This window comes from Microbacterium sp. ZW T5_56 (assembly GCF_044987425.1).
Lineage (GTDB): Bacteria > Actinomycetota > Actinomycetes > Actinomycetales > Microbacteriaceae > Microbacterium.
In genome coordinates, this window is sequence record NZ_JBJDRI010000005.1 from 1 (window position 1) to 22,532 (window position 22,532).

Below are 22,532 nucleotides of genomic sequence, written 5' to 3' on the forward strand. Positions count from 1 at the left end.
ACCCCGGCATCCGCCGCGGGCGCCACGCGGATGCGCGAGGACTCCGAAGTCGTCGCGGCGGCGCGCCGAAGTGCCGTACCGCACTCGGGCGCGATGCCGCCGGCGAGTGAGCCCGTGGTCGACCCCGAAGAGCCCTACCGCCCGATCGTCATCCCGGGACCTCCGGCGAGCCCGGTCGCAGATTCCGCCTTCGCTCCGGCGATGCATCGCAGCGAGGCGCCGTCTGAACTCAGTGAGTCGGTCCTCGACTACTCGCAGGAGGTGTCCGCCGTGGTCGGCGCCCCTGACGCCGGCGCACCGCGCGCTGCGCGCGAGTCGGTGTCCGCTCAAGCAAGCGAATTCGTTGCCGCGCTCGACGATGACGACTTCGAAGCCACCGAGCTCGCGTCCCGTCGCCGTCCGGTATGGAAGCTGACACCTCCGCTGGGTGGTGAGATCGTGCTGACGTCCGAAGCCGCGGTCCTCGGACGACGACCGGCCGAGACCGACGAGCGCATCCAGAACGTGCCCGTGGCCGACGGCACCCGCACCGTGTCGAAGACGCATGCTCGGCTCGATCTCATCGACGGCGTGTGGTGGATCACCGATCTCGCGTCGACCAACGGCGTGTTCCTCATCGACGAGAGCGGGGCGGAACAGGAGCTGCGCTCCGGCATCCCGACCGTGCTGACCGAACGCTTCCTGCTGGGAGACGCAGAGCTGCGGATCACCCGGGCCACGGCATGACCGATCGCCCGGACGACCTCGACGAGAGCACGCTGCTCGGATCGCGTCGCCCGCGTTCGGTTCTGCCCCAGGCGCCATCCGCGGACATCGAGGCGACCTCGCTCGGATCGCGTCGCCGTGCGGACCTTGTGCCACCATCCGTCGCGGACGTGAGTCGTGACGACGGACAGGACACCGCGCTGTCGTCCCGCGATGGGGAAACCGTGGCGAATTCGTCCGCCGGGGCCGACGAGGAGACCGTGCTGTCGTCCCGGCCTCGGGAAGCTGCGGGGGATCCCAACGCCGGGGTTGAGGATCACACCGTGCTGTCGTCCCGTCCTCGGGAAGCGGCGGGGGATCCGTCCGCCGGCGCTGAGGATCACACCGTGCTGTCCTCCAGAGCTCGGGAGTCCGTGGAGGATCTCGACGCCGGAGCGGAAGACCACACCGTGCTGTCGTCCCGCCCTCGGGAATCCGTGGTCGATTCGTACGCCGGGGCCGACGAACACACCGTGCTGTCATCCCGACCCCGTGGCAAGGACAGCACCGGCTCGGACGCGATACCGGATGAGACCCTGATCTCGTCGCGGGAGCGGGATCGGGAGCGGGACAGTGTCAGCGACGCGGACAGTGTCAGCGTCGTGGACAACAACAGCGTCGTGGACAACAACAGCGTCGTGGACGACAACAGCGACGCTGACGACACGATCGCGGTTCCCCGCAGGCGCTCGACCCCGGTCGTTGACCCGAGTGATCCGACCGGCGATGACGACCCGATCCTGCGCTGGTCCCAGGCGTCGAGCGATGACGAGCGCCGCCCGGTCGCACCGCAGCGCACGGCGAGGGAACCGCTCGTCGATGATCAGGTCCGCCGTCGGGTCGCGAGCGCGCCGGAGCCGGCGATCCTGCGCGCGCCGTATCGGCCGCGACTGATTGAGACAGCACCGGTGAACAGGCTGGAGCCGGTGGTGCGTGAGCCGCGCGAACCGGTCAACACGACCGCGGCGGACTCTCGCCGCCGAGCGGATTCGCGTCGCATGCTGATCGCGGTGATCGCGGCGGGTGGCGTCATCGTTCTCGCGGGTATCGCGGGCATCGTCGCGATCCTCACCGGCCTGCTCTGATCCTCTCGCCTCGAGGCCGCAGCACCTGTGCCCGCCAACGTGGAGATGTTAGTGTCGGAGGGCCTGTTCCGATGAGCGTCTGTCCGGCCGACGACTCGCACCGTCCCGCCTCCGTCGCGCATCGGGCGTGAGGGCATCACCGATTTTCGGCAAGGGGGAAATATGGGTGTACTGATGCTGGACGTCGGCACCGGGCGGGTGCTGCACGCGGCCGATACCTGTCTCCTGACAGCCGACTCACCGAAGCAGACGCTGCAGCTCCGGCAGCAGGAGGCCGAGGAACTCTGAGCGCCTCCTCGTCGCCGGCAGCCGCCGACGCCCGCCGAATCGGTATCCGCGAGGGTGATGCCCGCCACGACGTGGTGCTCCCCGCCGGATACACGGTCGGCGAGGTGCTGGCGGCGATCGGCGTGCGCACGGGCCCGGAGACCCGGCTGTTCCGAGAGCGCGGGGTCGTCCCCGTCGAGACGAGTCAGGGAATCGAGGCCTTCCGCGATGGCGACATCGTCACCCTGATCACCGAGCGCGCCCCCGATCCGGGTGCGCGTCGGCGTGGGCCTCGCCGTCGTGGCGGCGGCGGCTCCGAGAACGTGGCGGCCTGGTGGGCGATGGGCGCCGTCGGCATCGTGCTGACGGTCTTTCTCGCCTTCGCTCCCGCCGCGGCACTCGAGGGCTGGCCGCTGGTCGTCGGCTCCGTGATCATCGCCGCGGCGATCGCGGCTGCCGTCGTGCTCACGCGCCGCGGTCACACGCGCTCGATCGGCGCAGCGTCCCTCGGCCCGGCCGCCCTGTTGATGGGAGCCGGCGTCGTCCTATCGCCACCGTCGTCGTTCAGCATCGCGGTCACGATCGCAACCGTGAGCGCGCTGGTGGCCGTCTACTCGTTCGGTCTGGCGACGCTCGCGAAGCTGCCGGGCGATCGTGCCCAGCTCACCGCGATCGCTGCTGTCGTCACCGGAATCGGAGTGGTGCACATCGTCGCCGCGATGCTGGATCTGCCAGAGGCGACCGCCGCTGCCTTCTGCGTCGGCGCGGCCCCGCTCGTCCTTCGCGCCCTGCCGGCCATGCTGATCGATGTTCCGGCGGGGATGTTCATCGACTTCGAACGCCACCAGCAGGTCCGGTGGGCTGTGCGTGAGCAGATGCCGGAGTCGGTGGTCCGCGTGGACGGAGCGCGCGTCGGCAACCTGCTGCTCCGATCGCGCGCACGGCTGGAGACCGTCACGATCGCCGCCTGTCTCACGATCGCCGTCTTCTCTCCGATCGCGCTATGGCCGCTCGCCGCGGATCGCCTGATGGAGATGATCGGGCGGCTGTGTCTCGCCGGCCTCCTCGTCCTGGTGCTCGCGCTCAGCGCACGCAGCCACGGTGCGACAGCGATCGCGTGGACGCTGCGTGCCACCGCGGGGTACGTGCTGCTGGTGCTCGCCGTGGGCCTCCTCGGAGTGCTCAGCCCGGGAGCCCGCTCGCTGGTGACCATCGGCCTCCTGGTGGTCGCAGTCTTGGTCGCGGTCGGATCGGTGCCGGTGGCGCGCGGTCTGCGCTCGCTCTACTGGTCGCGCTTCGGCGATATCACTGAGGCGATCGCCGTAGCGCTCTGTCTTCCCGCCGGGCTTGTCGCCGGCGGAATGGTCGACATCATTCGAGGTTGGTGAGTTGATGGCTGAGAAGTTGTGCTGGGCGTGTGGGCGGCCGATGCCTGCCGATGCCGCGGTGTGTCCGCACTGCCGTGCGCCGCAGCAGGGCGCGCCAGCCGTGATCCCGGCCGAGGGGCAGCAGCAGGCATCTCAAGCACCGCACCCACCTCAGGCGCAGCAACCATCTCAACCGCAGCTGACGCGCGCGCAGAACCCGGTGCAGCCCGCCCCGGTGGCCCCGGTTGCAGGATCGCCGCAGCCGACGTCGTGGCCGCAGCCCGCACCCGTGCCGGCACCCGCCCCGAACTCCGCCCGTGCGCACACGCGTACGCGGACCCGTCGCCTGCCCGAGCCGGCCAGCACGCCGCGTTCTGCGCGTGTCGAGCGTCCCGAGATCAACCCGGACGACCCGCTCGGTGCCGCGTTCTCCGGAAGCCCGGCCGGTGTCGGACGCCGACTCGTGGCACTCACCATCGACGCGCTGCTGATCGCGGCGGCCGGCGTGCTGACGGCCTGGCTCACAAGCTCCGGGATCCTCGGCGTGGTGGTGGCGGCGGAGGTCGCGCTGATCTTCGTGGTGATCGAGGCGCGCACCGGTGCGAGTGCCGGCAAGCTTGTGATGCGGGTACGTGTCGCGCAGGAGCACGCACCGCGCTCGCCCGGGCTCGGACGAGCGGTGGTGCGCGCACTGACCACGCTGGCCGGAGGACTCGTCGCCGTGGTCGGCGCCTGGGGCGTCGAACTGACCGCCCTCGCGGATCGGACCGGACGTCGTCGTTCGCTCGGTGATCGTGCCGCGGGAACCGTGGTCGTCGCGCTGCCGGATCGTGGCGTGCCGGCTGCCGCTGCTGTCGAGCCGCACTCCGCTCGCGCCACGAGCGTCCTCCCCGCTGCAGACGCCGGCTTCGCCGCGCTGGAGACCACCGGTGCCACGACGGGCGGCTCGGGGAGTACCGGGGACACCGGCGAACAAATGCCGTCCAGCGCCGAGCCACGGGCGCTCCCCGTTCGTGGGGATGGGATGGGCGCCCTGGAAGCCACAGGCCGGGTGGCCCCGGGCGGTGTGCTGCTGATCTTCGACACCGGGCAGCGCGAACTGCTGCCGGCGCGGGCCGTCGCGAACCTCGGTCGCACGCCCAGCGCTTCGGTGGAAGGCGACCTCACGGTGCGCGTCGACGACCCGTCGCGCACGATCTCGAAGAACCATGTGCGCCTCGAGCAGGCGCGCTCGGGAGCCTGGGTCACCGACCTCGGCTCCACCAACGGCACCTCACTGATCCGCGAGGACGGCAGCGCCACACCGCTGCGCGCGGGCGAGCGCGTGGCGGTGGATGACGGCGTGCGTGTCCGCATGGGCGATCGATGGTTCTCGATCAGCCGACTGATGGAGGAAGACTCATGAGCCGCGGCTCCCGACTCGCGCCCCCGCGCGTTCCCAGCGGGAAGATCCCGATGGAGGCTCCTCCCGAGCTGAAGGAGAGCGAGGGCGGGGCCGGGCTGCTGCAGTCGATGCTGCCGATGCTCGCCTCCCTCGGCGCGGTGGTGATGGTCATCAGCATGGCTCCGACCGAACCGCGCAGCTACATCACCGGTGGCATGTTCCTGCTGTCGGCGGTGGGATTCGTGGTCCTGAACGGCATGCGTCAGCGCTCCCAGCACAACGCTGAGGTGCTGGCCGCGCGGCGGGAGTACCTCGCCTACCTCGGGGAGCTGCGCACCACGGTGCGCACGGCAGCGGATCAGCAGCGCCGAAACGGCAACTGGACATCCCCTGATCCGAGCACGCTCACGTTCCTGGTGGAGGACGGCATCCGGGTGTGGGAGCGCTCGCGCACCGACAGTGACTTCCTGCTCACGCGACTCGGCACCAACGATCAGCCGCTGTGCATCACGCTGGAGGCTCCGGATCTCCCGCCGCTCGCCCAGCTGGATCCGGTGGCGGCGTCGGCCGCGCACCGGTTCATACTTACGCACGAGATCCAACGCGCACTGCCCGCCACCATTCGGCTGAGCGATTACTCGCGCGTGGAGCTGGTGGGGCTGGACGAGGACGCGGTGCGCGGCCTCGCCCGCGCCATCGTCGTCGGACAGGCAGCGCTTCACGACCCCGACGATCTCATCGTCGCCGTGGTCACCGCTGACGCCCAGCTCGGCGAATGGGACTGGGTGAAGTGGCTGCCGCACGCGGCATCGACGCGCATCAGCGACCGGATCGGGCCGGTGCGGATGGTGGTGTCCTCGTTCGAGGAGCTGCGTGAACTCCTGCCGACAGATCTCGCCGATGCTCCGCGCTTCGGCACCGCCGGTGCCCCCGGACGTCACGTTCTGATCGTCAGCGACGGCGTCCCCATTCCGCGTGCGGATCCGCTCGTGGGCCTCGACCCCGTCTCCGGCATCACCGTGGTTGATCTGCCGACGCGATGGGACGCCCTGGAGAACCCCGATGTGCTGCGCATCGCGCTCCCAGCGAAAGACGCGAAGGACCGCCGTGCGGAGCTGGTGCGGGTGCGTCAGAAGTCCGAGTGGCTGGTCGCCGACGACCTCTCCGTCGTGCTCGCGGAGGCCACGGCCCGCCGCCTGCTGCCGCTGCGCACCAGGGAGATCGCGCGCGCCGACGGCGGAGCCACGCAGGTCAGCGGTCAGGCCGAGCTCGTCGAGCTCCTGGGTCTTCCCGACGTGCGCGAGATCGACTTCGACCAGGCGTGGCAGCGTCGTCCCCAGCGGGATCGCCTCCGTGTGCCGATCGGGCAGACCACCGAGGGTGCTCCGATCTATCTGGACATCAAGGAAGCGGCCGAGCAGGGCTCGGGCCCGCACGGTGTGCTGATCGGCGCCACCGGTTCCGGAAAGTCCGAGGTGCTGCGCACCCTCGTGCTCGCGCTCACCCTCACGCACTCGCCCGAGCAGCTGAACATGGTGCTCGTGGACTTCAAGGGCGGTGCCACCTTCGCCGGCATGGCCGACATGCCGCACGTCTCGGCGATCATCACCAACCTCGGCAGCGAGACCGGTCTCGTCGACCGATTCCAGGACGCACTCACCGGCGAGGTGGTACGACGCCAGGAGCTGCTGCGTGCGGCCGGCAACTTCGCCAACGTCAACGACTACGAGAAGGCCCGTCGCGGTGGTCGCACCGACCTTGAACCGCTGCCTGCCCTGCTGATCATCGCCGATGAGTTCTCCGAGCTGCTGGCGGCCAAGCCCGAGTTCGTGGAGAGCTTCATCAACATCGGCCGCGTCGGCCGCTCCCTCCAGATCCACCTGCTGCTGGCTTCGCAGCGCCTGGAGGAGGGGAAGCTCCGCGGGCTCGACACCTACCTGTCGTATCGCGTGGGTCTTCGCACCTTCTCCGCGGCGGAGTCGCGCACGGTGCTCGGCGTGCCCGACGCATACACCCTGCCGCAGGAGCCGGGTGTCGGCTACCTGAAGAGCGATCAGGAGACGATGACGCAGTTCCGTGCCGCGTACGTCTCTGGCCCGCCGAAGACTCGGATGCGCCACGGCGGCACTCCGACCGAAGCGCGCGAGAGCACGCTGGAGATCATGGCCTTCACCGCTCGACCGCAGTGGGAAGCGGAGGAGGACTCCGAAGAGGTGGTGCCGGTCGTCGCGTCCGAGGCGCCGAAGGAGGAGCGCTCGACTATCGACATCGCGGTCGCCCGGATGGCCGGTCGGGGGCCGCTCGCGCACCGTGTCTGGCTGCCGCCGCTGAAGGTGCCGGCATCGCTGGATGAGCTGATGCCGGACCTCGTCGTCGATCCGACCCTCGGCCTGGTCTCGCCCTCCTGGCGCGCACGCGGACCGCTCGAGGTTCCCGTCGGCGTCGTCGATGTGCCTCTCGAGCAGCGCCGCGAACAACTGGTGCTGTCCCTCGCTGGTGCCGGCGGAAACCTGGCCATCGTCGGCGGCCCGCTGAGCGGCAAGTCGACGCTGCTGCGGACCCTGACCACCTCCCTCGCGCTCACCGCGACGCCGCAGGAGGTGCAGTTCTACGTGCTCGACTTCGGTGGCGGCAGCTTCGTCAGCCTGCGTGATCTCCCGCACATGTCGGGGGTTGCGATGCGCACCGATGAGGAAGCCATCCGTCGCGTCGTCGCCGAGGTCGAATCTGTGCTGAACGCGCGGGAGATCTTCTTCCGTGACAACGGCGTGGACTCCATGAACACCTATCGGCGCCGACGCGCCGAGGGCCGCGTGAACGACGGCTTCGGCGATGTGTTCCTGCTCATCGACGGCTGGGGCACCCTGCGCGCCGAGTTCGAGAACCTCGAGCCGCGCATTCAGGCCATCGCCGCGCGCGGCCTGGGCTTCGGTGTGCACGTCGTGATCACCGCCAACCGGTGGCTGGAGATCCGCGCCAACGTGAAGGATTCGCTGCAGAGCCGGATCGAGCTGCGCCTCGGCGACCCGGCGGACAGCGAGATCGACCGCAAGCTGGCTGTGAACGTGCCGCCGTCCTCGCCCGGGCACGTGCTCACGCCCCAGAAGCTGCACGGACTGGTCGCGCTGCCGCGCATCGACGCCTCGGGCGATCCGAACACGCTGATGGATGGCGTGGATGATCTCGTGGCTCGGACGACGGCCGCGTGGCGCGGTCCGCAGGGGCCGAAGCTTCGACTGCTCCCCACGCTGGTCACGCTGGATCAGGTGCGTGGCATCGCGGGCGAAGCGGACACCCGCACCCTGCTGGGCATCGAGGAATCCGCGCTGGCTCCGTTCGGGGTGGACCTCAGCACCGAGTCGCACCTGTACCTGTACGGTGACGCCGGCATGGGCAAGTCCGCTTTCCTGCGAAGCATCGCGCACGAGGTCATGCGTCTGCATCCGGACGGCAAAGCCAAGCTGTTCTTCGTCGACTACCGGCGTGCCAACCTCGGGGAGATCCCGGCGGAGTTCCTCGGCGGCTACCTCACCTCGCACGACATGACGATGCAGGGGATGGGGGAGCTGGCGGCGCTGTTCCAGTCCCGCCTCCCGGGCCCCGACGTCACCGCCGAGCAGCTGCGCAACCGGTCGTGGTGGACCGGATCGGAGGGCTACATCCTGGTGGACGACTACGACCTCGTCGCCACCAGCCAGGGCAATCCGATCGCCGTGCTGCAGCCGCTGCTCGCGCAGGCGGCCGACATCGGACTCCACCTCATCGTGGTGCGCCGCACCGGTGGTGCCGCACGCGCGGCCTTCGATCCGATCCTGCAGCGCTTCACCGATCTCGGTGTCACCGGAATCCTGCTCGGCGGCAACCCGGAGGAGGGCCAGATCATCGGCCGGCTGAAGCCCGTGCCCTCCGCTCCGGGCCGCGCGCAGGTCTCGAGCCGCGACCGGGGTGTCTTCTCCGCCCAACTGGCGTACCAGCCGCCGCGATCGACGTGATCGACCCGCTCGTCCTCACTGGCGTCGGAGGTGCACTGCTGCTCGTCGGCATCGCCGACGGTGCGGCCGCCAGCGTGCTGTTCGCCCGCCTCGGACGCGAACGCTGGCGCGGCTGGCTTCCGATCGTCCGCGATGCCGAACTGCTGCGCATGGGACAGGAGGGTGCCTACATCGCCGGCCTCCTGCTGATTCCTCCGGTATCGATCTACGCGCTGTGGGTGAAGGGGCGCGCGCTGTATCGCATCGGCCTGCGCTGGGGGTGGGGTCCAGCGCTCGCGGTGGTGGGCGCCCTGGTTCCGGTCGCCTGGTCGATTCTCGCCGCCGTTCGCGCGGGGCAGGGCGAGGTCGATCCACCGCACCCGCCCGCGCCGGAGGCACGCGGGAGTGGACGGCCGGAGCCGGTCTCCGCGGAGCGCGGTCTCCGGCGGCGCCGCGCGCCGGAGGACGCCCCGACTGCCGGGCCCGGCGTGCACGGCGTGCCGCTGACCGGGGTGATGCCCGCCGAGCAGGCCGCTTCCGCTCATCCGGACGTGCCGGTGCCCCTGACGCCTGATGCCATCCCTGCCGCGGCCGACGCTCCGGCCCGCCCCCGGACAATCCGCTATGAGCTCGTGCTCGCGGATGGCTCTCGTCATGCGCTCGATGCGCAGCGCGTCATCGTGGGACGAGCGCCGCGATCCGACAGTGCGGACGTTCAGCTGCTCCCGCTTCTGGACGGCTCGGGACAGCTGTCGAAGAGCCACGCGGAGTTGCTGCGCTCGGGCGACATCTGGTTCATCACCGACCTGCACTCGACGAACGGCGTCATCGCCTCCGTGCAGGGTGGCGCGCCGACACGCCTCGCCGCGGGCGCGTGCGTCCCGGTGGTCGGCGAGTTCCAGCTCGGCGGCGTCCGCGGGGTCATTCGCCCGCTCGACGCCTGAACGATCCGACACTCACTCGGCGCTTTCGCGCTCCCGACGATTCCGCGCGATCGAGATCACGCCGATCAGGCCCAGGGCGCCAGCACTGAGCACCGCGATGAGGACCACGCGGGTCATGTCGCGCTCGTGCTGGTCGCTGGGACCGGCGATCACGATCGTCTCGGGCGAGGGCGTCGTCGTTGCCTCCTGCCGCGGGACGAACGGGCTGACCGGGCCGCGTGTATCGGGCCCGGGAAGCAGCGCGAGGGCGGCCGCGGGCTGCACGATTCCCCACCCGACCTGATCGTCGCGCGCATCCGGGTCGCCGCGCAGGGCCGTCGCCGTGAGGCGGTACGCCCACTCCTCGCGGCTCTCCCGGGGGTACGCCGCGGCGACCAGGGCGGCTGCCGCGCTGGCGTACGCGGTGGACCAGCTGGATTTCGGATCGTCGTTGAAGAAGCAGTCGCCGGTGTTGAGCCCCAGCGTCAGGACGCCTTGCCCCGGGGCTGCAAGCGCGATATGTGGGCCGTGGATGCTGGCATCGGTCACGGTATCCCCGGGGACGGTGGTCGCGGTCACCCCCAGCACGCCGGGGGATCCGGCGGGGTAGCGCTCATCGGCGGCCTCGGCCTGCGTGTCGCCGATTGTGATCTCGGTGTCCGAGGCCTCCACGTTGCCGCCGCTGGCGACCAGCAGCGCTCCCTTGCGCTCCGCGTAGGCCACGGCCTCATCGATCTCGGGGGAGAAGAACGGCGTCGACATTGAGACGTTGATGATCTGCGCTCCGGAATCGGCCGCCGCCCGGATGCCCGCGGCGAGGCGAAGCACATCCGGACCGAAGCCGGCCTTGTCGGCCTCCTCTCCGGTGTTCGCGTACACGCGCACGGAATAGAGCCGAACATCGGGGGCGAGTCCGACGAGCGCCGAGCGGCTGTCGGGCTGTGCGGCGATGATGCCGGCGATGGCCGTGCCATGCCCGAGCTGGTCCGTGTATCCCCGGGGGTCGGTGCCGTCGTGCACGAGGTTCACACCGCCGGCCATGCGCGGGGCCAGACGCGGATCGGCGGCGTTGATCCCGGAATCCACGATGGCCACCAGGACGCCGCCACCGCGCGTGATCTTCCACGACCGCTCCGCCTGCAGCAGGGTGAGCGCCGCAGGAGCGGCGGGACTGAACGCGGGCGCGCCGCTCACGCAGGAGTCCGCGGCGGCGTCGGGGACGAGCACGGTGGAGGGCGTGGTTGGCGCCGCCACCGCCGGGGATGCGCTCGCGAGGAAGGCTCCGCAGGCGACGGCGAGCGCGCACATCAGCCGGCGCGCGGTGCTCATCCGGTGGTGGCGCCGGCTGCGGCGCGGGTCAGGGCCGGACCACTCTCGAACAGCGCCATCCACTCCGGCGTCGCCTGTCCGATGTCGTCGGGGGTGTATCCCAGCTGCGCGAGCAGCTCCTCGTCGTAACCGGGGATCGCGTACTGCGTGGCCGTCGGGTCGATCAGCATCAACAGCGATGCCGCGCCCTCATCCGCCCCTGCAACCGACACCAGCGCACCCATGCTCGGCTGCACCGATGTTCCGGCGGTCAGCTCCGCATCGGGATTGGCGGTGGCCAGCACCGTGTTCGCTGCGTCGCCGTTCGTCTCCGCCAGAGCGCACGGCGTGCCCTCTGCGGGCGCCAGAGCGGCCGTGGGCCAGTCCTCCGGCTGTGCGGGCTCCGTCGACGTCGGAAGGCTGGCTACCTGAGGTGCGTCCACGTCGTAGTTGCGCTCGGCAGAGTAGGTCGGACCGTGCTGATACAGCGCGAGTCCGAAGGGAGTCAGCTCGGCCAGACTGCCGTCCGACATCACGAGATAGCGGGCGTCGGAGTCGGTGATGGTGGTGTGGACCACGTCGCCCACCCGCAGGTCACTGCCGACAAGCGCGCGGCCCGCGTCGCGGACGCTGGTGGGTGTGAGAGGTGAGCCGAGGGCGAAGAGGTTCAACCAGGTGGCCGAGACCTCCACGCGGGGAGCCGAGCCCAGACCGATGTCGCGCAGCAGACCGTCCACATCCTCCCTCGGCAGCTGGAAGCGAACGCCACCGGTGACCACCCACTGCGTCTTCTCGGCGCGCACCACGATCGCGGTCCCCGCCGCTGCGGCCGTCGCGATGGGGGAGGCATCGATGCTCGCGTCGACGCCACCCGTCTCATCGGCGATGCAGGCGGTCCATCCCGTATTGATGAGCTGGCCTGGCGTCGGCATGGTGTCGGGGGCGCCCGGGATCCCCACGGTCGTGCCCACGGGCTTGCCCGCCAGCAGACTGCCCGAGGCCTCGATCGGCTTGGCGGAGGCCTCGGCGGACAGCATCAGTCGCGCGCTCGCGATGTTCAGCACCGGGTGCAGCGTGTTGTCGGCGGTGACGTAGCGCGACCCGGTGGTGGTGTCGATGATGAGGTGTCCGGTGCCCCAGTCGTCGGGCAGCGCCTTGTTGGCGAAGCTCAGGAACCAGCCCGCAAGCAGGACGACGACCGACAGCACGATGCCCACGATCACGCCGCGCAGCGGCTTCGCTGGCTCCAGCTCCTTGCCGCCCGGGGCGCCGCTCACGAAGGCGGTGAGCAGACGCCGGCGCGAGAAGTTCTGCGCGTCGAGCAGCTCGCTCTTGCTCGCCACTGTCAGCTCCCCAGCAGACCGGACGCCACGAGACCCACCGGCAGCACCAGCGCCAGCACGATGACCTCGACGGTGTCGGAGAGCCGGGCGAGTCGGAGACGTGCGCCCGGCGCCAGCAGCGTGAGGACGATGGTGGCGGCCGCGGCGGCTGCAAGAGCCGTCACGATCACGGGAATCAGAACGGGCTGGGAGAGGGCGCCGACCAGACAGGTGAGGGCGATGCCCGCCGACCCGAGCGCAAGCAGAACCAGCACGTGTGCGCGGGAATAGCTCATGCGCGCCGGGAACATCAATCCCGCGAACGCCAGCGCACACAGCAGCACCGACCACGGGTTGTCGGTCGCCACGAGCGGCGTCGCGGCCAGCATCGCGAGGCCCAGCGCGGTGCGCAGCGCGGTGAGTGAGCGGTGTCCGGCGGCTGCTCTCCGCTGGACGTCGCCGCCGTCGATCGCGGGCGCATCGGCGAAGATCTCCGCGTCTGTCATCGGCGAGATCACGCGCAGCTGCGTGGTGGACAGCGCCAGCCAGGGAAGAGCGTTGGCGAGAGCGCCGGCGACGGCGATCATCATCGTGTATGACGAGGTCGCGGCGGTGGGAAGCAGTCCCGCTGACAGTGCGGGAAGGCCGACCGCAGCGCCGGTGACGATCGGAACGTACTGCACGGCCGGACGGTGAGGACTGAGAGCCAGCGCGGCTGCCCCCACCACGACGGCTCCGGCGCCGGCGGCCGCGAGCGGCCAGCCCCACAGATTGGCGTCGTCGGGCACAGCGAGATAGCCGGCGACGGCGCCGAAGGCCGCCGCCGCGACTCCCATCGCCGCACCGGACTCGGGCTGGTGCAGCCGCGCCAGGAAGGCGGTGGTCGCCAGCAGCACGATAGCGCCGATCACGGCGACGATGATGTTGAGCATGACGCCGCGGCCGCTGGGCAGCAGCAGCACCGCGCAGACGGCGAGGAACGCGAGACTGACCGCGAGTGCGGTGCGTGCGTTGTCACGCGCGCTCCAGCTGCGCTGTTCTCCGGTGGCGTCCAGGACCGCCTCGACGATGTCGTCGTAGACGCGGGGGGTGGCCACGAACGCGCCCCGGCTCAGCGAGAGCACGTCACCGTCGGCGATGTCCAGATCGGCCAGGGTGCGTGCCGGGTCGAGCGGCGTTCCGTCGGCGGCCTGCAGCACGTAGCCGGACGAGGTCATGGTGGGATCCAGGATGCCGAGGCTTCGCGCGAAGCCCGGCATGATCTCGATGAGCGGTACCTGACGAGGCACCGTCACATCCAGCCGGCGTCCTTCGCTCTGCACCGTGACGCGGACGATCGGCGTCGCAGAAGTGCGTGTCGCGCTCACCTGGCCCCCTCCCGAGTGATCTCCCGCGGCGCACATGCACATCGCGCGCGGGCATACATCCCTTACTGTAGTCGGCGCGCTCCGGGGAGCATCAGTCCTGCAGCCGTCGGGAGATTGGAAAGTTCTCACGAACGTCGTCCGCCGCGGAATCTCCGGGCACGAGGTCTCTTCTGCGGGTGCCTGCGCGCGAGGGGAGTTGCAGCCGCGACCACGGCGATCTATCGTCAGCCGTGTCAATGAATGGCCTCGACCGCGCTCGCGCGGCTCATTTAGGGGGGCTGTGAGTGCAGTGGCAACCGCTCTGCGCTGACATGAATGATATGGAGGTGTGTTGTGGCTGAGAAGATTTCTGCTGAGGCGGGTGCGCTACTCGCTGGTGCGAATGCGGTGAACGACACGAACGCGGCGATCGCGGCGAACGTGCGTGCGGTGGATGGTGCGGCGGGTGCGACGCGTCCGCTCTGGACGGGTCCGGCGGCGAACCAGTACTTCTCGCTCGTGGAGCGGTGGGAGGCTGAGGCCCGCAAGATCAACCAGGTGCTGGTGACGCTGGAGGGTGCCCTGCGGGGCACGGCGTCTGACCAGGCGGCGACGGATGAGTCGAACCAGCAGATCATTGGCGGCCTGGGCGCGACTCTCGCCTGAGCCACCCCGGATACTTCGAAGGATTTTGACGATCATGGACTCTTTCTCCGTCAACCCGGCAGCGCTTGAGGCGCTCTCGTCCGACATCAACCAGCGCGGTAAGGCCATCAACCAGTCTCTGGAGAACCTGGACTCGAAGGTCTCCACGCTGCGGGCTTCGTGGGAGGGTGACGCGCAGGTCGCGTACGACACCGCTCACGCCGCCTGGTCGCGCTCGATCAACCAGATGAACGCGCTGCTGATCCAGATCGGTCAGCAGACCGACGCCATCAAGGGCGACTACCTCCGCAGCGACCACAAGTCCAAGGGCCGCTTCGAAATCTGATCTCGAACACCCACTGATCCGCCCTCGTGGCGGATTCCCATGAGCGGGACGGAGCTTTCGCTCCGTCCCGCTCATCACTTCCGATGGCGGTAGTCCGCCGACAAACACAGTGTTCCAGGGGGAATCATGAGCGGTCCGAAGATTGGCGTCGACCCAGAGGCCGTCGCATCAGGGGTGAAGCGCCTGTTGAGCGCGATGGACGGGAACGGCGCGAGCACGGATCTGTCCCAGATCTCACAGACGATGTCGCAGATCGAAGGCGGCTCTGGCGTGAATGCGCTCACCCGCTTCGTGTCGCAGCTCACCGTTGACTTGAAGACCCGCGGTGCGGATGCCGCGGCATTGCACAACAACGTCACTGCCAACGTCTCGAGCCTGCAAGCGGCGGTCACGGATCTGATGCAGACCAATGAGGCCGCGGGTCAGGCCGCTCAGGCGCTGGTCGGCCAGATCGAGAGCGCGACCGGAGTGCCGGTGACGCCGGCGCCGAGCGGCGGCGCTCCGGCAGGCCCACAGCTGGTCCCCACCGACGGCGGCGATGCTTCGACGGAGAACACGAAGGACGAATATGCGTAAGTCATTGGCACCGGGGCATGTTCGTGACGTGACGAGGAGGGGCCGCTCATGAAGCGACAGGGGATGGACTGGGAAGCGGAGCTGCGGCGTCTGGCGTCGTCTGAGGCACACATCTCCCTTCCGAACGCTCGAGAGATCGAGTCAGCGCTGTATGACATCGAGCAGGCGCTTGGAAGCACGGCGAAGGAAGGGCTGGAGGGAACGGCCGCCGACGCCGCTGCGGCCGCATTCGACGGGGACGCGCGGGACGCGATGACCATCCGCGATGACGTTCGTCGTGTGATGAACGCGGTGGACCGAGCCAACGAACGACGCCTGCAGACGGCGGACGCACAGCTGCGCGATCTGGAATCCGGATTCCCGGAAAAGCTGGACTGGTGGGAGGAGACCCTCCTGCGCGGAGCGGCCGTGGGAACGACCTGGGCGCTCGGGCCCTTCTCCTTCACCGTCGCCGACGGTGTCGTCGGTGAGGTCAACGAGCTCCTGGCCGCACAGCGCCACGCTCGCGCACGGGAGGGCGTGCAGGCCGTGAGCGCGGCGATGGATGAGGAGTCCGCCAGCTTCACCAGCGAGCGACGCGTCGTGACGAAGCGAAGCAGCGACACACTGACGGAGGATCCGGAGGACTACACACCGTCGGATGGCGGCGGCCCCGGTGACGGCGGGGGTGGTCCCGGCACGAGTTCGTTCGACACGTACCCGCAGGACCCGAGCGGCACTGACCTCCCTCCGGGGTTCACCTACAACCCCCCGACGCCTGATGACGGCGGGGACGATCCGTTGCCACCGACGTTCCCGAACCCCACGCAGATCGGGACGCTCAATCCGCCGTACGTCATTGGTGACCCGCCGGACTGCCCGGTGTACATCCCGGACGATCCGACGCTCTCCAACCCCGACGACCCCACGTGGGTGAATCCCAACGATCCGACGTGGCAGAACCCCGACGACGTCGGCCCCTGGTCACCGGACGGCCCCACGGCGTGGCTGCCTGACTCCGATTACCCGCCGGGGTACGACCCCAATGACCCCAGCACGTGGGGCACGGGCGGACGCGGTGTCCTGACCTCCGACTCGTCGATGGGCGGCGGATCTCACGGCTGGGGCTCCGCGCGAACCGGCACGGGAGTCGGCGCACTCGGATCCGGTTCCGGCTCTGGAGTCGGCGGTTCGGGCGCATTCGGCGGAGTGGGCAGTGGTGGCGCAGGCTCCGCAGCCGTGCTCGGCGGTGCCGGCGGTGCCGTCTCCCTGGCGGGAGCCAAGCTCATGCAGACTGGCGGTCCCGGCCTGGGCTCGGGGCTCCTCGGCAGCCAGGGCGCTGCGGGCGCGGGTGCTGGTGCAGCCGCGGGTGCGGCGGGCCGAGGCGGCTCGATGGGAATGATGGGCGGCATGGGCGGTGGTGGCGCGACGGAGAAGAAGTCGCGTCCCGGACTGTCTGGCCTCCGAGCCCCGCAGCTCGAAGGCGACGATGACCCGGCACCCCGATCGGAGGCTGCCGGTGCCGGCGGGCGCGAATTCTGACGCCGGACGCCGAAGGGTGATGACGCGGGTGCCGGATCGGTGGGCTGTCATCGCTCGCCGGTTCGTACCCGTCGTTGTCGTGCTCGGCCTCAGTCTCGGAACTGTGATGCCGGCATCGGCGGCCACGGACGACCCGAACTGGTGGTACTCCGGGATGCATGTCGACGAGGCACGAGCGGAGGGACTGACAGGCGCCGGGGTCAAGATCGGCATCGTTGACACGAGGATCAATCCTCAGCTGGACCTGTTCAGCGGCGCTTCGCTCACGGTGAGCCCCGGAAGCAGCTGTATCGACGGTGGGGAGCCCACATCACAGACGCCGGACGAAGGCACCGTCCATGGCACGGCGATGGCTGCCCTGTTGCTGGCGCGTCCCGTCGGCGATGTCCCCATGCAGGGCATCGCTCCGGACGCCGACGTGACGTTCTACTCCACGAGCCTCGAGGGCGAAGACTGCGTCGACGGGCCCGAGGGGCGCAGCAGCATCATGGAAGCAGTGTTGCGCGCGATCCGAGACGGCAACCGCATCGTGTCGGTTTCGATGGGGCAGGATTCTCCTCCTGAGCCCGACACCGCCGTCATTGCCGAGGCCCTTGCCCGTGGTGTGGTGATCGTGGCGTCGACGCCGAACAACATCAGCCAGCGCGGGTACGTCTCGCCCCAGGGGTACAACGGTGTCGTGGCAGCCGCGGCCGTCGGGCGAGACGGTGAGCTGCAGCGACAGGATGATGACGTCACGCCGATGATCGTGCCGGGCGTCACTGTCGTGGCTCCCGGGATCAAGATCCTCCAGCCCGCGAACAGCACGGGGTGGGAAGGTATGTCCCTGTCCACCGGGTCGTCGACCGCGACTCCGCTCGTGGCGGGTTCACTGGCGCTACTGCTTCAGAAGTACCCGTCGGCGACGGGAAATCAACTCATTCAAGCGCTGATCTCGTCGACCGCGAATGCTGTCGACGGCATTCCGTTCAACCCGACCAACGGCTACGGCTACGGTGCCGTCTCGTTGCGGAACCTGCTCGCGACGGATCCGACCGCGCTGCCCGACGTGAATCCGTTGATGAACAAGACGATGGGTCTGCCCACCGCGGAGCAGGTTGCGGCTGGCGGCGGCACGCCGAAGCCAACGGAATCGGCGCCCGCGACGACGGCTCCGTCGTCTCCCGATGTCGTCTCCGAACCAACGTCGGACGCGCCGCCGGCAGCGTCGGGGGAGTCCCCGGCGGCAGTTGTACCGTGGCTCATCGGCGGCGGCGTCGGCGTGATGGTCATCGTCATCGTCGTGGTCATCGTGGTGGCGACGCGGACCCGTCCGAAGGTCTGACAACCGATAACGCAACGATCGAGGGCGCCCGCTCCAGCGGGCGCCCTCGATGCTCGTTTTCCGACGGCTCAGTCGCCGAAAGCGCGTGCGCCCTCACGATCCGCGGCGTCGTAGAGTGCCGCGAGCTCGCGCGTCACCTTCGCGTTGCGGGTGAGCTTTCCGGCGCGGGCCTCGATCTTCCCGATCATGTCCGTCGTCATCGTGGAAGCTGCGTCGGACGCGCCACCCGCCGTGCTCTGCTGGAGTTCGCGGAGCTTCTCCAACAGTGTCGTCGACGCCAGTTGGAGCGACTCCGCGCTCTTCTCCATCGCGACCGCCTGGTCGACGATCGCGCCGACATCGACCTTGATCTCATCGAACACGGTCATCACCTCCGCGGGGAGCGCGCAGCTGAGCGACGATCGACGCGTCGTCGCCCACCGCATCCGCGATGCGATCGGCTGCGGCGTTGCGAGCGGCCTGCTGGGCATCGGCGATGGTCCGGGTGACAAGCGGGCCGAGCGTGCTCGCCGGCACGTTCGCCTCGGCGAACACGACGGATCGAATCGTGCCGTCCGCTCCCGCGATCACCGTCACCTCTCCGCGGGACGAGCGCGCCGTACCCGTCGCGCCCTCGGCGCCGTCGATGGCGGATCGAAGGAGCGCGTGCCGGGTGCGCGCTTCGTCGAACTGCTGTTGAACCTTCGCCCGGGCCGCTTCGACCTCTGCTGCATAATCCGTCATGTTCATCCCTCCGTTGCCCGTGCTTTTGCGTAGTTGATGACGGCATCGCGCCCCATTGTGAGCGCCGCGCCGTTGCGAACCAGCCTGTCCACCAGATCGACGCCTCGCGCTGCCACGTGAATGTTGTCGCCGAGTACCGTGCCGGGCGGTGTGTGAAGGAACGTCACCGCCGCGATGTCCGTCCCCGATATGCGATCACCGGTGGTGCGCAGCATGAGGTCCAGCTGGTCGCTGGTGAGCGGCACATCCGTTGTCACAGCGACGTCGAGATCCCAGCCCACCGTGAGGTTGCCCTTCGAGACGGCCACCTCGTCGAACTCGCCGGTCTCCTCCAGCGCCTGTTGGATCTGCGCCACGAGTTCGTCGCGAGAGCTCGGCGCCGACTGCTGCGCGCTGCCACCGCCCAGCGGCAGACACGCGGTGAGCGACATCGTGGCGGCACCGGCCAGCACGATCGCGGTGAGAATACGAACTGAACGTCTCATTCGTGCGTCTGCCCGACATAGGTGTTGGTGATCTCGCCATCCAGGAACGACCAGTCGTTCTGGAACGTGCCGCCACGATTGATGTAATCCTGCAACGAGTCGCGATAGGTCCCGGCGTTGTGAGCGGGCATCCCGACGGGCTCGCCGGTCTCCGGGTCCACAGCGTCGGTGGGGGTGGGCATCACGACCCAGTCGATGTTGTCCGGTTTCGTCAGCGGAGGCCCCACGGGCGGCAGCAGCCACGGGTTCGAGTACGGTCCCGTGGGATCGCCGTCCAGCTTGGGGACGGGGTCGGTGGTGTGCTCCACCTGCAGCACCGGGATATGGCTCGGGATCTGGTACTGATCGGTGGGAGAGCCGTTGGTGACGATGCCGATGGTGTTGTACCCGTTGGACGGGTCCGAGCCGAGGTTGCCGGCCATGATTCCGCCCTGACTGAATCCCGACCACACCACATCAGAGCCCGGTGCCACCCCGGCGTCATGAAGGGTGTTGAGCACCGCCCGTTCGTACTGCGTCTTCAATCCCGGGATGCTCTCCATCAGCACCAGCGCCACGTTCGAGTCGAGATCGTTGACGGGACCATAGTCCTTCAGAACGTCACTCCAGGCGGCGTCGCCCATGATGCTCTTGAGCAGACCCCAGTCGAGGGTCGATGGCAGATTCACGAGGGTGTACTCGGAGCCATCGGGGCGGCGCACCGTCTGCACGCTGATGGCGGTGCCGTCGCCGCCGCTGATCTGATCGATCAGCCGGTTCTGCTCCAGCAGGTCGACGGGAGAGCCGACCTGGCCGCGGTCCATCAGATCCTGGTAGGCCCGCTGCCGCTGCGCATCGAGGCTCTCCGGATCGAGCTCCTCGACGTCGGGGTTGTCTTTGCCGAGGTCGCCGAAGGCGCCCCCGAGCAGGTTCCCGAAGATCGCACCGAGGGGACCGCCGAGGAAGGCGCCGAGTGCGGTCGCCATCACGGGGACCATGCCGGCGAGGATGACGCGAAGCCGGTCCAGTGCCTCCTGCAGCAGGGGAATCAGCGACGCGATCAGCGAGACGAGCTCGCCGAGCGCGGTGATCAGCCGATCCACGAGGTTCTTGCCGGCCTCGACCAGCTCCCACACCGCATCGGCGAACTTCCGCAGATCGTCGAAGAAGTCCAGCGGGTTGCCGTCGAACATCGCGTCCCACAGCTTGGCTGCTGCCGTCAGCATGCTGCAGATGAACTCGCGCGTCGCGGCGACGATGGTGGAGGCGAGCCGCAGCGCGGCCGCGGTAGCCGACGACCACTCGCACGCGTCCTGAATCACCGGGGCGAGATCGTCGTAGCGCTCGCGGAGCTTGCGGATCGAGCGGCCGTCCAGCTCCTCGAGTCGACTGCGGTCGCTGTCCAGCTGGTCGGCGACCGCTCGGGTCGACACCGCGACACGGTCCCAGTCGTTCGCGAACGAGGCGACGGCGGAGGGATCACCCAGCAGCTCATCGAACCAGTCCTGCAGCGGCTGGATGTACGTCAGTGCCCACCCCATGAAGCCGGGGATCGACGCGCATCCGTCACTGGCGCTGCGCGGCATGCCACCGCACCAGTCGTCACTGCGGAGGCGGGCCGCCACCGCGGCGGTGCCGCTCACGGCTCCAGCTCCGCGATCTTGGCGGACGCCTCGGCTTCGATCGTGTCGAAGGCCGTGAAGATGCCGTCGACGCCGTCTCGCATGTGGTCGAGCATCTGTCCCACGATCGACAGCAACGCGTCCGCGTTGCCCGCGAGCGCGTTGATCGGCCCCGGCAGGTAGCTGTTCATCGTGCCGAACGCCGTACCCGGCATCGTGGCACCGGCATCACTCGCCGCCCGTGCGATCAGGGCGCCGTGCTGCCCGAGTGACGCTGTCTGGGCGCGAAGCACCTCTGCGTCGAGAATGATGGTCGTGCGGCCGGCAACGCCGCCACCTCCTGCTGTCATCGCGGAACCCCCTATGTCCGTGGTGTCTGGCGCCTGCGCGCGCCATGCACATCTACTTTCCCACGCGACAGGGATTCTGAGGAAGGGGGTCAGCGGAACCCGGGCGCGTTGCCCGGTGTGTCCCAGAGCGCGTATAGTTGATGGGGTGTGCGTCCGCGCGCGTTCGACCGTGCCTCGGCACTGGAGAGCGAGCATCGGCGCACACTCTCGGGAACGACCGGCAATCCGGTCACCCCCACGGCATATCCACACCAGCAGGGCAGCCAGTCTGCCGCGCCCGTGGATGAACGTGAAGCCCTTTCGACACGGAGAGAAATCTCCTCACTGCGGGGGACGAGAACACGACGCTGTCACCGTGCAGCAATCAAGGAGAAGAAAGTGCCAACTATTCAGCAGTTGGTTCGCAAGGGACGGTCGCCGAAGGTCAGCAAGACCAAGGCTCCCGCTCTGAAGGCGAACCCGCAGCAGCGCGGCGTATGCACCCGTGTGTACACCACCACCCCGAAGAAGCCGAACTCGGCGATGCGCAAGGTCGCTCGTGTGAAGCTCTCCAACGGGACTGAGGTCACCGCGTACATCCCCGGTGAGGGACACAACCTCCAGGAGCACTCGATGGTGCTCGTTCGTGGTGGTCGTGTGAAGGACCTCCCCGGTGTCCGTTACAAGATCGTCCGCGGTGCACTTGACACCCAGGCCGTGAAGAACCGTAAGCAGGCTCGTTCCCGCTACGGCGCGAAGAAGGGCTGATACCAATGCCTCGTAAGGGTCCCGCCCCCAAGCGCCCGGTTGTCAACGACCCGGTTTACGGCGCACCGATCGTCACGTCGCTCGTGAACAAGATCCTCGTGGACGGCAAGAAGTCGCTCGCCGAGTCGATCGTCTACGGTGCCCTCGCGGGTGTCGAAGAGAAGAGCGGCCAGGACGCCGTCGCAACGCTCAAGAAGGCGCTCGACAACGTCCGTCCCACCCTCGAGGTCCGCAGCCGCCGTGTCGGTGGCTCGACCTACCAGGTGCCGGTCGAGGTCAAGCCTCACCGTGCCAACACGCTGGCGCTGCGCTGGCTCGTGTCGTACGCGAAGGGTCGTCGTGAGAAGACGATGACCGAGCGCCTGCGCAACGAGATCCTCGACGCCTCGAACGGTCTGGGTGCCGCGGTGAAGCGCCGCGAAGACACCCACAAGATGGCCGAGTCGAACCGCGCCTTCGCTCACTACCGCTGGTAATGAGCTCTTCCGCTCCGCTCG

22 protein-coding genes are annotated in these 22,532 nt (G+C 69.0%); 14 read left to right on the plus strand and 8 right to left on the minus strand.

The window, feature by feature from the left end; genetic code table 11:
* The 7 genes from ACI3KU_RS03485 to ACI3KU_RS03515 all read left to right on the plus strand — a co-directional run.
* Positions 1-726: FHA domain-containing protein (locus tag ACI3KU_RS03485; protein ID WP_404920901.1), on the plus strand; the 726-nt coding region annotated here is incomplete at its 5' end.
* The gene (locus ACI3KU_RS03490) at positions 723-1,829 is read left to right on the plus strand and encodes a hypothetical protein (protein ID WP_404920902.1); all 1,107 of its coding nucleotides are present in this window, start codon (positions 723-725) and stop codon (positions 1,827-1,829) included. The genes ACI3KU_RS03485 and ACI3KU_RS03490, both read left to right, overlap by 4 nt.
* A 162-nt stretch (positions 1,830-1,991) precedes the next feature.
* Positions 1,992-2,117, plus strand: coding sequence for a hypothetical protein (locus ACI3KU_RS03495; RefSeq protein WP_404920903.1), 126 nt, complete (start codon positions 1,992-1,994; stop codon positions 2,115-2,117).
* Positions 2,118-2,188: 71 nt separating this feature from the next.
* Entirely contained in the window at positions 2,189-3,484 is a 1,296-nt protein-coding gene (locus ACI3KU_RS03500; protein ID WP_404920904.1) for a hypothetical protein, read from the plus strand.
* A 4-nt stretch (positions 3,485-3,488) separates the two neighbouring features.
* Positions 3,489-4,868: an RDD family protein gene (locus ACI3KU_RS03505; protein ID WP_404920905.1), complete on the plus strand. Its 1,380-nt coding sequence runs from the start codon at positions 3,489-3,491 to the stop codon at positions 4,866-4,868.
* A complete protein-coding gene (gene eccCa / locus ACI3KU_RS03510) occupies positions 4,865-8,839 on the plus strand; it encodes a type VII secretion protein EccCa (protein WP_404920906.1) in 3,975 nt (1,324 codons plus the stop codon). The genes ACI3KU_RS03505 and eccCa overlap by 4 nt, the downstream gene beginning before the upstream one ends.
* Complete coding sequence (locus ACI3KU_RS03515; RefSeq protein ID WP_404920907.1) at positions 8,836-9,762, plus strand: FHA domain-containing protein; 927 nt, start codon at positions 8,836-8,838, stop codon at positions 9,760-9,762. Before eccCa ends, ACI3KU_RS03515 begins: the two co-directional genes overlap by 4 nt.
* Before the next feature lie 12 nt (positions 9,763-9,774).
* Here ACI3KU_RS03515 and ACI3KU_RS03520 read toward each other — a convergent pair whose 3' ends face one another.
* From ACI3KU_RS03520 to eccD, 3 genes are read right to left on the minus strand one after another with little or no spacing between them, the layout of a single operon-like run.
* Positions 9,775-11,070 carry a S8 family serine peptidase gene (locus tag ACI3KU_RS03520; protein WP_404920908.1) on the minus strand — a complete coding sequence of 432 codons (1,296 nt, stop codon included), beginning with the start codon at positions 11,068-11,070 and terminating at the stop codon, positions 9,775-9,777.
* Positions 11,067-12,392: a type VII secretion protein EccB gene (gene eccB / locus ACI3KU_RS03525; RefSeq protein ID WP_404920909.1), complete on the minus strand. Its 1,326-nt coding sequence runs from the start codon at positions 12,390-12,392 to the stop codon at positions 11,067-11,069. The genes ACI3KU_RS03520 and eccB overlap by 4 nt, the downstream gene beginning before the upstream one ends.
* Positions 12,393-12,394: 2 nt before the next feature.
* Entirely contained in the window at positions 12,395-13,738 is a 1,344-nt protein-coding gene (gene eccD / locus ACI3KU_RS03530; protein ID WP_404920910.1) for a type VII secretion integral membrane protein EccD, read from the minus strand.
* A gap of 333 nt (positions 13,739-14,071) precedes the next feature.
* Between eccD and ACI3KU_RS03535 the strand changes: the two genes are divergently transcribed.
* The 5 genes from ACI3KU_RS03535 (at position 14,072) to ACI3KU_RS03555 (ending at position 18,129) form a co-directional block, all read left to right on the plus strand.
* Complete coding sequence (locus ACI3KU_RS03535; protein ID WP_404920911.1) at positions 14,072-14,383, plus strand: WXG100 family type VII secretion target; 312 nt, start codon at positions 14,072-14,074, stop codon at positions 14,381-14,383.
* 34 nt (positions 14,384-14,417) lie between these two features.
* The gene (locus ACI3KU_RS03540; protein WP_404920912.1) at positions 14,418-14,708 is read left to right on the plus strand and encodes a WXG100 family type VII secretion target; all 291 of its coding nucleotides are present in this window, start codon (positions 14,418-14,420) and stop codon (positions 14,706-14,708) included.
* Positions 14,709-14,834: 126 nt separating this feature from the next.
* Positions 14,835-15,284, plus strand: a complete 450-nt coding sequence (locus tag ACI3KU_RS03545) for a hypothetical protein (RefSeq protein WP_404920913.1) — start codon at positions 14,835-14,837, stop codon at positions 15,282-15,284.
* A gap of 48 nt (positions 15,285-15,332) precedes the next feature.
* Entirely contained in the window at positions 15,333-16,805 is a 1,473-nt protein-coding gene (locus ACI3KU_RS03550; RefSeq protein ID WP_404920914.1) for a hypothetical protein, read from the plus strand.
* A gap of 19 nt (positions 16,806-16,824) precedes the next feature.
* Positions 16,825-18,129 carry a S8 family peptidase gene (locus ACI3KU_RS03555; protein ID WP_404920915.1) on the plus strand — a complete coding sequence of 435 codons (1,305 nt, stop codon included), beginning with the start codon at positions 16,825-16,827 and terminating at the stop codon, positions 18,127-18,129.
* Positions 18,130-18,197: 68 nt separating this feature from the next.
* Here the strand turns inward: ACI3KU_RS03555 and ACI3KU_RS03560 are convergent, their stop codons facing one another.
* From ACI3KU_RS03560 to ACI3KU_RS03580, 5 genes are read right to left on the minus strand one after another with little or no spacing between them, the layout of a single operon-like run.
* On the minus strand, positions 18,198-18,491 hold the full coding sequence (locus ACI3KU_RS03560) for a hypothetical protein (protein WP_404920916.1): 294 nt from the start codon (positions 18,489-18,491) through the stop codon (positions 18,198-18,200).
* Complete coding sequence (locus ACI3KU_RS03565; protein ID WP_404920917.1) at positions 18,481-18,852, minus strand: YbaB/EbfC family nucleoid-associated protein; 372 nt, start codon at positions 18,850-18,852, stop codon at positions 18,481-18,483. Before ACI3KU_RS03565 ends, ACI3KU_RS03560 begins: the two co-directional genes overlap by 11 nt.
* Positions 18,853-18,854: 2 nt before the next feature.
* Positions 18,855-19,337 carry a hypothetical protein gene (locus ACI3KU_RS03570; protein ID WP_404920918.1) on the minus strand — a complete coding sequence of 161 codons (483 nt, stop codon included), beginning with the start codon at positions 19,335-19,337 and terminating at the stop codon, positions 18,855-18,857.
* Entirely contained in the window at positions 19,334-20,959 is a 1,626-nt protein-coding gene (locus tag ACI3KU_RS03575) for a hypothetical protein (protein WP_404920919.1), read from the minus strand. The genes ACI3KU_RS03570 and ACI3KU_RS03575 overlap by 4 nt, the downstream gene beginning before the upstream one ends.
* Positions 20,956-21,288, minus strand: coding sequence for a hypothetical protein (locus tag ACI3KU_RS03580; RefSeq protein WP_404920920.1), 333 nt, complete (start codon positions 21,286-21,288; stop codon positions 20,956-20,958). Before ACI3KU_RS03580 ends, ACI3KU_RS03575 begins: the two co-directional genes overlap by 4 nt.
* A 378-nt stretch (positions 21,289-21,666) precedes the next feature.
* On the opposite strand from ACI3KU_RS03580, the gene rpsL reads away from it, so the two are divergent.
* Positions 21,667-22,035, plus strand: coding sequence for a 30S ribosomal protein S12 (rpsL, locus tag ACI3KU_RS03585; RefSeq protein ID WP_106562003.1), 369 nt, complete (start codon positions 21,667-21,669; stop codon positions 22,033-22,035).
* Between the two features lie 5 nt (positions 22,036-22,040).
* Positions 22,041-22,511, plus strand: coding sequence for a 30S ribosomal protein S7 (gene rpsG / locus ACI3KU_RS03590; protein ID WP_231091546.1), 471 nt, complete (start codon positions 22,041-22,043; stop codon positions 22,509-22,511).
* The last annotated feature ends 21 nt before the right edge of the window (positions 22,512-22,532 follow it).